A 13,842-nucleotide genomic window follows, 5' to 3' on the forward strand; every position below is an offset into this window, starting at 1 on the left:
AATGAATCTCATATCATTTTGCAGGCTGAGATTCAAAGACAGTCTGAATGCTCTTCATCAGTAAGCCATCCACTTGGGGATCGCTAAAGGCAACGCTGACTTCATAGCCTCCTTGAAAATAGGCTTCAGCTGTCGGAATGTACCAGGGACCTCCGTCTCCATAACCGGCAGTCGCTACAAAACGTGTTGGTTGTAAGGTCTGTGAACGTAACTGATATTCCACAAAGGGCTCAGCCGGAAGATGAACTAGTGAAACTTGATTCATGTGTAAAGCACTGAGTGTAATGGGAATTTTCTGTCTGCAACGTCGGATCCAGGCTAAAGTAAAAGCTGGGCGATTACGAAGAACGACATTTTGAGAACGGTCATTGATTTGTTTCTCAATCAATTCAGCAGAAAAAGATTTATGGACCGGAGGCAGAAAATCAGTGGTCGCCCAATTCATAATTTGGATCGGTTCAGGGCACAATTTTTGAGAAGCCTGTTGCATGGCATCAAATAATCGCTGTGTCAGCACTTGACGATTTTCTTTATGGGAGCTGTTGTTATATTTACCTGTATTCAGGTTCCCTGCACAACCAGTAAAATAAATATGTGTGCAATCTGGTGTATCATGTTGTTCCTTTAACCTTCGAGCCTGGCCAACAAATTCACTAGTCACATGCCCTTCCTGACAACAGTAACTTATCGGATGCACGGCGTAGTAATAACAGGCTGCGACCTTCTCTCGTCCATCATAAAAGGCAACCGTTTTCAACCACGGATCAATCACTCCCGCTGGTAAATCGCGTACGTCATCACTACTGGCGGCAACGCTACGATTCTTCAATATCTTGCCGGCATCATCCAGGATACGTCGATTTGATGCGACCTGCTCTACTTTAGACTGCGCTGCAGCGACATGCGTTAATCGTCGAGGCACCTTTAAACTCTCTCGAATAGCAGAATCAGCTCGCTTTAAACAGGTCTGAAAAAATTCCGGATCTACATTCGGCGGTAAATCACCTTGAGCACGCACAATACGGTCTGTCTCCAGACAGACGAACGGTGCATCATGTTGATGCACACATTGGACGGCCACTCGTTCTATTGTTGTTCCCGCTGCTTCTGCCAGCACTTTTCTCCACTGCTGATGCGCGGCGTTGCACAGTCCAGTCCAATCGACTGCGCAAACAATAATCGGACGCTGATCACTCAAGATTACAAAGCCGATCGCTTCTAGCGAATCGACGATTCGTGAAGCGGGTGGTATCCAACCTCCACACAAGGAATGGCCAAGGGGAGGCGTCACATCAAAACGAAAAGTGGCGATTTTTAATTTCATCGTTATTCCAAGTAAACCTAGGAGCGCTAGCACTTTTCAGCATACGAGAAACATTACAAAATATCGATCCCCTTGACAAATTTCCGTTCTTCATGGCTCTAAAGAAACAGGAACCTCTTCTTCAGGCTTGGCCTCCGGTGCCTTTGGTGGTTCTGAACTCGAGTCTCGATCAACGATTAAACGTGCCCCCCGCCTGAAACTGAGATAGGACCAGGCCCATTGCATAACGACCAGCACCCGATTCTTAAATCCGGTCAGATAGAAAATATGAACGACCAACCAGGCTAACCAAGCAATAAATCCAGAAATTTTAAATCGTCCCAGCTCCACAATCGCTCGACTGCGACCGATAGTCGCCATCTGCCCTTTATCATGAAAGCGGAATTTACTTCGTGGCTTTCCCGTAAGTTCCTCGCGAATTGTTTTCCCGATAAACGTTCCCTGTTGAAGTGCCACTGGTGCTGTTCCCGGTAAAGTGTTTCCTGTCTGATGTGTGAAGCTGGATTGATCACCGGCAACAAAGACATTGGGATGATCCTGTATACTCAAATCGGGTTCCACAACCACACGTCCGCGGTTATCAACTGGCATGCCCCCCGACTTACCCAATTCAGAAGCTTCCACGCCAGCTGCCCAGAGAACAGTGGCGGCATTGATTCGTTCTTCACCCAGTTCAACACCTTCTTCATTGATATTTGTCACAACGGACGAAGTCCAGATTTGGACTCCCAGATTCTCCAGATCGCGAGCCGCCCGGTTTGACTGCTGCTCGGAAAACATCGGCAAAATGCGAGGACCGGCTTCGACCAAAATGACTCGTGTATGGCTGGGATTGATCCGACGAAAATCTCTGGAAAGTGTAAAGCGGCTCATCTCTCCGATTGCACCAGCCAATTCCACTCCGGTAGGACCTCCGCCAACAATGACATAGGTAAGATACTTCTTTTGCTCATCAGGATCTGTAATCCGTTCTGCATGCTCAAATGCAGAAAGTACGCGCTTACGAATTTCTGTTGCATGCGCTACGGTTTTCAATCCTGGTGCATACTTTTCCCACTCATTATGGCCAAAGTAACTGTGCGTCGCACCGCAAGCAAGAACCAGATAATCAAAGTTCAGCTCTCCAAAATCAAACTGGACTTTTTGCCCGGCAAGATCCACGGATTGTGCCTCTCCCAGTAAGACACTTATATTTTGATAAGCCGAAAGCAAACTTCGAATTGGCGCTGCGATATCAGCAGGACTCAAGCCTGCCATCGCCACCTGATACAAAAGCGGCTGAAATAAATGGTAGTTGTGACGATCAACGAGAGTGACTTCCACTCCCGTGACATTTCCCAATTGCAATGCCGCATTTAAGCCGGCAAAACCACCGCCAACAATCAATGCCTGCTTAGGCCTGGTTTCCTTACCAGGACTCTGTAATTCATTCATTTGACTAACGATTGCAAGATAATGTTAAATCCAACCAGACTGAAGAAATTACATCTCCAATAAGCTGATCGTGAACGCTCACTGTCGCTATTTTAGACAATTGGACTTAATGCGGAAATTGGGTTCTGCGAAAAATCCAAACGTTATTTTGACATTTAATTTTGAAGGGTCAAAATATTAGTCGGAAATACAACAAATGATCTTTCCATTGATATTGATTTCAGCCATTTTGATCTGAATCTAACAGCTTTCTAGGCAACTCATTGAAAGTAGCAAAATCAGTATATTCGGCACCATAGCTTCCATAGTGATTATTGCTGATCATATGAAGAACATTTCAAATGATTTAATAGTTATTTTCGTCAGCAACTCCAGTAGTCCCCTGCATTGCATCCGTTTGACATCCTGCGTCCGCGACCTACCTTTAAGCATAGTCCCTCTGCATTGATGCATGCATTGTGTTCGAATCTCAACACGAGAACGCATTAACGTATAGAAAATACTCCAAATTACATTGTCTTTTGTTTTGACACTAAGATTATTAATACACAAGTTCGATTGCTCACTGCGGTGTACTAAAACAGAACAGTTTTCAGACAAAGACATTGCGATAAATAAGATGATTTTAGGGATACAAAATAGATATCTAGTCAGTTTGAAATACATCTCAACAGGACTCAGATCGCTTTTTATTCCCACATTAAGGTCGCAAGATGAATAGTCCTCTCATAGCAAATAGTAACACTGTGCAGCAGCAGAATTCTGTGCATGGTAGCTATAATATGGACTCTTCTCAGATTCTGAAGCAACTCCTTGCACTTTCAGAGGAATATGAAGAATTTTCACTGGAAGGCAACGAATCAGATGATGTCGATCAGGTCATTTCTCGAAAACACCTGAGAAAATTATTGACGGCTCTGCAGGCGCGCGATGCTGCCACATTATGTCACTCCCGCCGTGTTGCTTTTCTGGCAAAAGGAATTGCAACGAATTTAGGCTGGGAAGGAATTCATCTGAAACGGCTGGAAATCGCAGCGCTGGTACACGACATCGGAAAAATTGGTGTCCCCGATCACATTCTCTTTAAGCCTGGTAAACTGACATCAGATGAAATTGAACTAATGTCACATTACCACAACATCGGCCTGGACGTCCTACAAGCCTGCCGTACTGACCATGAAGTTTTGACGATCTTATCGCAAACTCGCTATCACTTCAGCGGCGCAACAAATGGCTATCAATATATTGGTAGCGATGTCCATCAGGGAGCACGTATTCTGGCGATTGCCGATGCCTACGATTCTCTGGCAACAGATCAGGTTTATCGATCTGGCAAAAAACATAATGAAATTATGTCGATTTTAATGGAATCGGCGGGAACACAATTTGACGGCAACATTGTTTGTGCGCTGTCGCGCTGGGAACAGAACGAGAAAGAAGTTTTCCACGATGCATTGCTGGAAGTCAATCGACTCTATCAACCCAAGCCATTCAGCGAGAAGGAAGCTCAGGAAGCAAATCTGATTAGTAATATCTTCTCATATTTGTTTCAGATTGAGAGTCTGTATGATGGGGTTTATATCGTCAATTCTGATCTTCAGTTTGTGATATTCAGCCCGGGACTGGAAAAACTGGCTGACATCCATGCAACAGATGTTTTAGGTGAGACTTGGACCAGTAATAGCCTGCCATTAACAAATAAAGAAGGTACGAGCCTGACAACAGCTGAATGTTCAATGAATCGAGTCATCGCCAATGGAAAACCGATGACCACAGAATATATGCTGGAACGTCCTGGTGGGCGTTTAATTAATATTGAAGTTCAATCGGTCCCCATGTTCAATGATGAGGGACATCTGGTTGGTGTTGCGGAAATCTATAGAGATCTATCTCGCGGTTTAAAGCGACCACAAGAATTCAGCGATTTAAAATTAGCAGCCAGCATGGACGCGTTGACTTCGGTTGCCAATCGAGGTGAATTGGAAACTCAACTGGCAATTATGCTGGCCAGAATTAACAAAGAGCAAAATTCACCCCCTTTAAGTATCATGTTCATTGATGCTGATCACTTCAAAAATATCAATGATACTTACGGGCATTCTATTGGCGATGATGTTCTGATCGAACTGGCACGTTTATTTCAGCATGAAACTTATTCGGGGGAACTGGTAGGCCGTTACGGTGGAGAAGAATTTGTCATTCTTTGTCCTGAAACCGATCTGGAACATGCCGTCAAAAAAGCAGAACGATTAAGGCTGGCTATTAGCAATTTAAAAATCGAAAACATCATTAAAACTCGTTTGTCAGCTTCATTTGGTGTCGCGCAAGCTGAGTCAGGAGATACGGTTGAAAGTCTCTTCCGTAGAGCAGACAAAGCCTTGTATAACGCAAAAGAAACGGGCCGAAATCGAGTTTGCTCCTTAACGAGCCATCAATTACTTACAGGAGAAGAACCTGCTCAGGTTACAAGTGAGTCAACATCTGACGAAATGCTCTTTGAAAATACGTTCAACGCGTTCATCTCATCAGATATCGTTGTTTATAAGTTGGGCGGATTTGTTAACGATAACGACGCTAAACTGACAGAAGTCAATACAAGTCACGCTATATTGCGCCTTGGCCAAACAGGTTTGCTCCCTTTTTGGGGGAAAACTGACGACCGCAGACCAGTTGAAGTCGAAGTCGAATTCGGCAACTTTGTCAAAAAAACAGACGGTAATAAACGGTCTTCCACTTCGCAAGTTGAAATTAAGGTCAGGATTTCTCCTTTGGGATGGGTGAAACAGACCACTCAGTTTCAACAACGTGCCAATCGTGTTTTCCGACTTTTAAAGAACTATTTCGCTGCAGATTAGTTCGTTTACGCCAATCTCCGGCAGATTCTGCCACCCAAGTCCTCTAGATGCACCCACCGAGTCAAAACAGGCAAACCAACTGAACCTTACGCATTGTAGTAATCATACCGAATCTGGTAGTTCAAACGATTCTATCTTTCTTACGCCCCCCTATAATCAGTAAGACGCGAAAAACCATGCACAACGGAATAATACGAGTCCGATAAATCATCCGTATCGATTAACAATCAATCTGCGCATGGTGGTTTTATAGTGCACTTCAAAATACGAAACAACGTGAAGTATTTCATTTCGTTGATACCTGAATCTCTATTGCTGTCCGGTGCGTTCCTTTTATCAGTTCTAGTTGGTTTTCCAGGTTGTGCTAATACCGACAACTGTTCCGATGGAACTTGCTCAACAACCATCGGCCGGGTCAAAAAATGTTTCCTGTTTCATCACGATAAATGTTCTCCTCACCCTTACTATTCATTGGACGGTTATCAAACCGATCTTGATAAGTTTGTTGTAAAACATGCTGCTAAAAAATGCGCACATCAATCACTGAAAAACATGGCATGCCATTGTAAAGACAAACCATCGAAAGCGTTCCGAAAAGGTTATCGACAGGCTTATATTGATATTGCATTAGGAGATTCTGGTGAAATCCCTCCCGTTCCTCCTGAAGAATACTGGGCAGCCCATTATCGCACACCAGCAGGTTATGTGGAAATTCAGGAATGGTTCACAGGTTACAAACTCGGCGCCGAACATGCTTTAGCCGATGGACGATACGAATATAACAAAGTCGCGACTCCCTATTCCTTAACAGGTTGGGATCAACCAGAGTTTGAACAGTGGGACGAAAATATAAACTATCCTCAGCACGCAGTAGAGCCTGGACCAAGTTCAAATTACGCACCACCTGCGCCGATGAGCGGCCCTCAACGACCAACGATAAAGATACCAAATCAACAACCAGCGCCTGCACCTCAACCGGAAATTCCCGCGCAGCCAATTCCACAACGGCAACACACGCTTCCACCTCCGCCGATAACACCAAGACCTCAAATTCAACAACCCGTATTGCCCAAACCAAAAGTCCACAACCAGCCGCCAATTGTAGCACCTAAGCCTCCGTTGAGGTCTCAAGCTCCCCCTTCGAAAAAAAGCCATCACCCTGCAATCGGTAAACCTGCAAGACCTGCATATATCAATGATGATCCGCCGCCAAATCCATATTCACTACAGTCGTATCCTTATACTCCGTTACCCCAGAACATGTTGCCCTCAAATCAGTATAGGCAGTTAGATTACCGAAGAAATCCGCATGCTCTACCCTACTCTGGCTCTGGTCAATCATTCAGAAACAGGTATTAATTTTGGATGACATAAAACAGGTTCAGAACGTATTTAACGACGAAAAAAAGCCAAAGGGAATTTACGACAGGATGTCGCAACAATTCAACCACGCCATCATCGAATTAAAAGGTTCGGTCAGGATGCTGAAACTTAATGAATTAATGCTTTCAATCAAATGGCAAATACTTTGCGCACCGATGTTAATTACGATTCTGAATGGATGCGCTGCGATCCACCCGATCAAAGGGGTTCCCGCTCAATACCTGCCAACCGAATACAAGGCAGAAAAGAAATCCGGCAAGGAAACCATTGACCTCTCTTTACTCCGACAACCGACGCCAAAACATTACCTGCTCGATTCAGGAGACGTTTTAGGCGTTTACATTGAAGGCGTGCTTGGTCAATTTAAAGATGTGCCGCCGGTTCATTTCCCCCAAACTCAGGAGGTTGCCCCCTCACTTGGTTATCCCATCCCCATTCGTGAAGATGGCACCATCTCACTTCCATTGATCGGAACTGTCTTTGCCAGAGGGTTGACACTCACGCAACTCGAAGAAACGATTCGTCGCAAATACACAAGTGAAAAAAATATTCTGAGAGAAGGACGTGACCGAATTCTCATTAGTCTCCAGAAACCACGATCGTACCGCGTACTGGTCATTCGACAAGAAAATTCCAATGACGTTGTAGGCAGCGATGGGAATACTTTGAATATTGGAAGATCGAAACGGGGTACAGGTCGCGTGGTCAACCTGCCAGCATACAATAACGACGTTCTGCATGCATTGGCCGAAACAGGCGGACTTCCCGGGTTGGACGCAGAAAATACGATATATATCATTAGAGGTGGTGCACACAAATTAAATAATTCGATCTGTCCACAGCCCATTCATACGGGTTCCAGCAAGCCCCACCACCTGACATCCAACCAGAACATTCAACAGGTCTCTGATACTTATACGCCGATTCCACAATCACCGACACCGATGGACTCCGGGTTTCAAGTAGGACAGCCGCTTTACAATATAGACGGTGGAATAGACTACGATGGTTACATGACACCATCAATCATTAACGAATCGACAATGCAACGCTCTGGAATTATCAAAGTTCCCATTCGCTTGAGTCCTGGCGAGCAGATTCATTTGACGCGCGATGATATCATTCTCCATGATGGCGATGTTGTCTTCATCGAATCAAGAGACACAGAAATATTTTATACAGGAGGTTTACTGGGTGGAGGCCAATACACGCTTCCACGTGATTATGACCTGGATATTCTCGGCGCTATCTCAATTGCACAAGCATCACAAAATGGAGGTAACACCAGATCCAACGGTGGGCCTTCTGGATTAAATCAGGATGTTACAATCAGTGCCAGTAATGCCATTATATTGCGGCAGCTTCCTAATGGGACACAACTGCCAATTAAAGTCGATTTATATCAGGCAGTGCGACACCCCAGTCAACGCGTTCTGATTCAGCCCGGGGATTTTGTGATCCTGCAATATACCAAGTCTGAAGCAATTGCGGCATTTATTGAACGCCATCTCCTGGAAGGTGCGTTATTCGGGCTCGCCGCTTCTAATTTGCAGAATAATCGCTAACCGTTTAGATTCTGTTACTTGACGACCAAACACGGAATACAACTACTTTCGAATCACAAAGCCCTGTTTCTTATTGGGATCGGCCAGAAGGACTTTACCCGTATGCATCTTTTTAGCGTCCTTCGCTCCTCGACCGATTAAAAGCAGCTTGTCAGTGACGCGTTCTATTCCGAGGCTACAATCTATGTTGTATTTTTCAGTGAAATTAAAGGCGGCATCTGCTTTCAAAAGTTTTGTCCCGTAGCAACCAAACCACCACTGATTATCTGCAAAAGTAGCAGTTTGAATTCCCAATAGCGTATAGCCGCTTTTGAGAACGTGTTTTTTGACGAATTTAAAGTTCTCGTTATATTCATAGAGATAGTTCTCATTCACTCCCTTTGGAAGGCCACCAACGACAATGAACTTTCCATTGTGGGATGCAATTCCCCCCGCTCCGTAAATCACTTCTGGTGTCTGATGCTTGGCAATCAGTAACAGCTTTTCTGCATCATACACATAAACCCAGGAATCTGCTTTTCCTTGAGGATTATTGAAATCACCAAAATTGACAGCAACAAAAATTTTGCCATCACGAAAACAGAGATCACCATGATGATTCCCGACGGGAATTTTAGTCAAAATTTTGCCGGACGCATTGGTTTTAACGAGTTCTGTTGTAAAGCTCCAGAAGATATTCCCGAGGCCATCAATGCAAATTCCCTGCAAGTGGTGCGGATATTTTCCCTCGCACTGAGTATTAACATATTCGGTTTTCTTCTGGTTTGATTGCTTTTTTGTATCAGCGATTACATCTGAATGAAGGCTAAAAGCGATAACGAATGTCAAAAAGAAGTATAATAACTGTAAATTCATACCTCAGAAATCTCCCTCAGCAGACAGAACTCTTAGATAACAGTAGACCAAAATTCCAAATCAATGATGATATTTCAAGCTATAAAATAGTTCTGAATTACATACAATCTAATCAGAGGAAATGAGATCCGGACCATCCCCGGCCCTTTTTTCGTAAGTTCCTTTTGACGACTTTACATATTTCGTGAAGCCCAAGTCTCCCAAACGTTTGTCATCATTTAATGTTCGCTTCGCCTCAGAGTCAGACCATTTTCCGGAAATAAAAGCAGCTGAAATCACTCTGCGAACGGACTCACCAGTTTTGGGATGTTCGGTTAATACAGGGTCGCTCATTCTCTGAATGACTTCAAATCGTTCGCCCGGAGTTCCATCCGGGTTAATTACCTCATAAACATAAGTAGGCATTGCTACTTTTTTACCTCTCAACTCAATTTTAATTTGTTCCGGCCAATAATCAGAATCCAGATTCTGAACCGGTTCCTTATCTAAAGTGTCTTTAGCTTACACATAATATGACGGACGTAAAACAAGTTAATCCAAGTATTCGTAGGAATACTGACTCTTTTCTAAGTGAGAAAAGCCTACTGAAAATAAAGATACCGGAAGTCCTTGAACAACAGGAACTTTTTCTTATGGTTTCTATCAGAAAGTCTGTATAATCTTTCAGACAGGGTAATTTCGGCAATCGAAACTAAAGTAGCACAAAATTGTTTACTCCATAGATTTACGTGAAATAAAATACGAAATCTCTTATAAAATGGGTACCCAAAGCCTGATTCTGCCTGATTTCAATCATATCCAAACCATTTAGGCAAGAAAAGGTTCTGATGTTTGAACCTCAAGGTTAACAATTAGTGGCTGGTATTGCTGGACCTGGCCAGCTAGAATCTGTTAGCATCAGCGTCTATTGCTGGACCTAAACAAACTCACATAAGTACACATCCAATAGATGGTATTATTAAATAGGAGAACAGTCAGTGCAAGTTGCGATTACTTGTCGTCATGGTAGCGTTTCAGATGGTCTCCGTGATTATATTACTGAAAAGTCTGAGAAGTTACTGACGTACTTTGAGAGGGTAACTGCAATCCAAGTCACGATCGACCAGGGACAAAACCAGAATCGGGTCGAAATTCTCGTAGACGCAGAACATAAACACAACTTTGTTGCTCATGCGGAAGGTGATGAAATCAAACCAAATTTCCATTCCGCGTTGAGTAAAATGGAGCAACAAATCAAAAGATATAAGGAAAAAATTCAGGATCACCGTCGCGACCGTCCCATGAATGAAGTCGTAGAAAATGAGATTTCGGAAGCAGAATCTGAATAATTCCTGGTCGTCAGAGGAGACATTTCTCAACTGACGAATAAAAGTATGAGATCATCATTGTGTTATCAGCTTGGGAACACTTGCTGCTTTTTGTGTTCTTGAAAGCTGTAACAGTTTACAACAACGTCTCGCATCTTTAGATCGCAGACACTGAGTTTTTTTACAGATGTAGTTAGAAGGAAAAAATACATGAAGTTAACAGACTTCGTGGTTTCGGATGCCATCATTCCGGAATTGAATGTAACCACTAAAGAAGAAGCAATCCGCACGATGGTTGCCGGGCTTAAAAATGCAGGCAGTATTTCAGTCGAGGACGAGGAAGGCATTGTCTCCGCAATCCTAAAACGGGAAGAGCTGGGCTCTACCGGAATAGGAAATGGTGTTGCTGTACCTCACACCAAACATTCTTCCGTTGAAAATCTGACCGCTGCTGTTGCCCTGTCTTCGGAAGGTGTCGACTTTGCCAGCCTGGATGGTGAAGATGTTTATATTTTGTTTTTATTGATTTCACCTCTGGATCGTCCGGGAGATCACTTACGCGGATTAGAAAATATTTCCCGCCACCTGAGAAATCAAAACTTCTGTAAGTTCCTGAGACAGTCCAAGAACATTAAGGATATTGTTGAATTACTCAACGAAGCGGACAGTAACCAGCTGGACTAAGTAACGAGGTATTTCTGTCAGAGAGAACTCTGGCGAATACAGTTTTATCTGACATTAAAGTCAAACGTGCATCCTCAAATGCAGAAAGTGTGTTCTACTTTGGCTCATTGCTGGTCAAACTAAGAGGAAAGGGGTAATTACCAAATCTTACTGAACTGATCATGATTTCTGATTGAAACATGTTTGCTTTTCAGGTTGCTTGAGTAGTTATCAATTGTGCCATGCAAGAATCTGTTTGCCGTCAGAATGTCACTGTCAAAATGAAGCAAGGATTACATCTACGTCCTATTTCAGAGATTGTCCGAATTTCCCGAAACTACGCTTGTGATTTTAAGATCTCTAATGGAAGCCGGTCAGGGAATGCCAAAGAGATCTATGACCTCTTGGAGTTAAAGGCAATGCCTGAAACTGAGCTCGTTTTAGAGGCAAATGGAGATGATGCCAACAAACTCATAGAGGAGATTGTTTCGTTTTTTGAATCAGGATATAAAAAGTTTGAAGAAACGATTGACCCATCTGATTAACCCCCATGCACACCAATCGGGTGGTTTTCCACTCGTTCCCTGTCTGTTAGAAAGTGCCGTATTAGGCTCTGATTAAATGCTTGTTAAACGTGGAATTGCAGTTTCTCAGGGAGTGAACTTTGGCCCCGCGCTTATTCTGGGGTCAGAGGACTTTCGTATTCCGCGACAATTTGTGAGTGTGAATGTGATTGATACGGAAATCGCACGCCTCACATCAGCCTTGGATGCCGTCTGCGAAGAAATTGCCGAAAACGAACGGCTCGCATCAGATAAACTTGGAAAACAGTACGGAGCCATTTTTGCTGCACACCTGCAAATGGTTAGTTCACCTCGATTACGGGAAGAGATCGAAACGTTAATACGTGAGAAGTGCTACTCCCCAGAACATGCCTCCAGTCGCGTCTTCCGCAGATATACGAAGCTGGTCCAACATCTCGGTGATAACTATCTGGCAGAACGAGCCAGCGATATTATCGATCTGGAAAAACGGCTTCTCAAACAGTTACTGGGTGAAAAACGAGAAGAGCTCTCTAATCTGACTGAACCGATTATTGTGCTCGCGAATAATTTGACCCCCAGTGAAACCGCAAGCCTCACTAAAGAATACGTATTGGGATTCGCGACAGAGGTTGGTGGTCGAACCAGTCATACTGCGATTCTGGCAGGCGCACTCGAAATCCCTGCTGTGGTTGGCTTAGGTGAGTTCCTCTCAGATATTTCGGGCGGTGACATGGTCATCGTTGATGGGAATAACGGCGAAATCATTATTGACCCGGATGAAGAGACTCTTGCAAAATATAAAGATACGGGTGAACGGCAACGCTCAATGGCAGCGCGGCTGGCGTCCCGTCGAAAAATTCGTTCGGAAACAAAAGATGGAACTCGCGTTCATGTCATGGGTAATATTGAGTTCCCCAACGAAGTTGAACATTGTACTGAGCGTGGTGCTGATGGAATTGGCCTCTATCGAACAGAGTTTCTTTATCTGCAATCCAATTCAGAGCCTACTGAACAAGTCCACTATGACGCCTATTGTCGAGTGATTCAAGCGGCTAAAAATCGTCCCATTGTCATCCGGACTCTTGATCTGGGGGCTGACAAGATACCGCGAGGCTATCGACATTTGTCTAAAGAGGGAATGAATCCAGCGCTGGGACTAAGAAGTTTAAGACTGAGTTTACGCGACTTACCTCTATTTAAAACTCAGCTTCGTGCCATCTTCCGTGCGGCTGTACACGGTGATGTACGCATCATGTTCCCTCTCATTTCAACACTGTTGGAATGGCGGCAGGCAAAAATGATTGTGGGTGACGTCTTTGAAGACCTTGAAGAACGGGGGATGGAGTTCAACTCAAATATCCCCATCGGGATGATGGTAGAAGTTCCTGCTGCTGCGCTTCTGGCTGAAGAGTTTGCTGATGAAGTTGACTTTTTCTCCATTGGGACAAACGACTTAATTCAGTATACTCTTGCAGTAGACCGCTCTGACCCAGCTGTCTCATCTCTCTACAACTCATCGGATCCTTCGATTCTAAGGCTCATTAAAATGGTTGTAGACGCGGCAAATAAAAAAAACATTCCTGTTACTGTTTGTGGTCAAATGAGTTCTGATCTGAAATCGATTCCTTTATTGACAGGCATGGGAATTCGACAGATCAGTGCAACACCACTTGCAATCCCGGAAGTAAAAGAAGTCATTCGACATCTGACAATCGAGCGGGCAGAAGAAATTGCAGCACATGCGATGACTATCGATGTTGCCCGTGAGGTAGAAAGTTATTTAAGAGGAGAACTATATAAAATATGTCCTGATCTGTTTGATGAAGAACTACCTCTGTAATCAAAATTGATAAACCAGAACGTATCATCTAACGACAGATAGCACATATGACACAATTGGCTAATGCTGAC

General features: G+C 43.9%; 11 protein-coding genes. 7 read left to right on the forward strand and 4 right to left on the reverse strand.

Going from position 1 to position 13,842, the window contains the following annotated elements; all coding sequences use genetic code 11:
* Window positions 1-13 precede the first annotated feature (13 nt).
* Together V144x_RS25490 and V144x_RS25495 are read right to left on the reverse strand one after the other, a co-directional pair.
* Window positions 14-1,324, reverse strand: coding sequence for a hypothetical protein (locus tag V144x_RS25490; RefSeq protein WP_144989559.1), 1,311 nt, complete (start codon window positions 1,322-1,324; stop codon window positions 14-16).
* A 90-nt stretch (window positions 1,325-1,414) separates the two neighbouring features.
* Complete coding sequence (locus V144x_RS25495) at window positions 1,415-2,758, reverse strand: NAD(P)/FAD-dependent oxidoreductase (protein ID WP_144989561.1); 1,344 nt, start codon at window positions 2,756-2,758, stop codon at window positions 1,415-1,417.
* Window positions 2,759-3,540: 782 nt separating this feature from the next.
* Here V144x_RS25495 and V144x_RS25500 point away from each other — a divergent pair.
* The 3 genes from V144x_RS25500 (at window position 3,541) to V144x_RS25510 (ending at window position 8,561) form a co-directional block, all read left to right on the forward strand.
* Window positions 3,541-5,613 carry a diguanylate cyclase gene (locus tag V144x_RS25500; RefSeq protein ID WP_232102644.1) on the forward strand — a complete coding sequence of 691 codons (2,073 nt, stop codon included), beginning with the start codon at window positions 3,541-3,543 and terminating at the stop codon, window positions 5,611-5,613.
* A gap of 276 nt (window positions 5,614-5,889) precedes the next feature.
* Window positions 5,890-6,972 carry a hypothetical protein gene (locus V144x_RS25505; protein WP_144989565.1) on the forward strand — a complete coding sequence of 361 codons (1,083 nt, stop codon included), beginning with the start codon at window positions 5,890-5,892 and terminating at the stop codon, window positions 6,970-6,972.
* A gap of 71 nt (window positions 6,973-7,043) precedes the next feature.
* On the forward strand, window positions 7,044-8,561 hold the full coding sequence (locus V144x_RS25510; RefSeq protein WP_144989567.1) for a polysaccharide biosynthesis/export family protein: 1,518 nt from the start codon (window positions 7,044-7,046) through the stop codon (window positions 8,559-8,561).
* A gap of 42 nt (window positions 8,562-8,603) precedes the next feature.
* Here V144x_RS25510 and V144x_RS25515 read toward each other — a convergent pair whose 3' ends face one another.
* Together V144x_RS25515 and V144x_RS25520 are read right to left on the reverse strand one after the other, a co-directional pair.
* Complete coding sequence (locus V144x_RS25515) at window positions 8,604-9,416, reverse strand: hypothetical protein (RefSeq protein ID WP_144989569.1); 813 nt, start codon at window positions 9,414-9,416, stop codon at window positions 8,604-8,606.
* A gap of 108 nt (window positions 9,417-9,524) precedes the next feature.
* Window positions 9,525-9,821: an FmdB family zinc ribbon protein gene (locus V144x_RS25520; RefSeq protein WP_144989571.1), complete on the reverse strand. Its 297-nt coding sequence runs from the start codon at window positions 9,819-9,821 to the stop codon at window positions 9,525-9,527.
* Window positions 9,822-10,393: 572 nt separating this feature from the next.
* Here V144x_RS25520 and hpf point away from each other — a divergent pair.
* The 4 genes from hpf to ptsP all read left to right on the forward strand — a co-directional run bounded on the left by hpf (window position 10,394) and on the right by ptsP (window position 13,771).
* A complete protein-coding gene (hpf, locus tag V144x_RS25525) occupies window positions 10,394-10,744 on the forward strand; it encodes a ribosome hibernation-promoting factor, HPF/YfiA family (protein ID WP_144989573.1) in 351 nt (116 codons plus the stop codon).
* Between the two features lie 189 nt (window positions 10,745-10,933).
* Window positions 10,934-11,407, forward strand: coding sequence for a PTS sugar transporter subunit IIA (locus V144x_RS25530; RefSeq protein ID WP_144989575.1), 474 nt, complete (start codon window positions 10,934-10,936; stop codon window positions 11,405-11,407).
* A gap of 221 nt (window positions 11,408-11,628) precedes the next feature.
* On the forward strand, window positions 11,629-11,931 hold the full coding sequence (locus tag V144x_RS25535; protein ID WP_144989577.1) for an HPr family phosphocarrier protein: 303 nt from the start codon (window positions 11,629-11,631) through the stop codon (window positions 11,929-11,931).
* Between the two features lie 76 nt (window positions 11,932-12,007).
* On the forward strand, window positions 12,008-13,771 hold the full coding sequence (gene ptsP / locus V144x_RS25540; protein ID WP_144989579.1) for a phosphoenolpyruvate--protein phosphotransferase: 1,764 nt from the start codon (window positions 12,008-12,010) through the stop codon (window positions 13,769-13,771).
* Window positions 13,772-13,842: the final 71 nt, after the last annotated feature.

The sequence above is a fragment of the Gimesia aquarii genome, from assembly GCF_007748195.1.
In the GTDB taxonomy this organism is placed as follows: Bacteria; Planctomycetota; Planctomycetia; order Planctomycetales; family Planctomycetaceae; genus Gimesia; species Gimesia aquarii.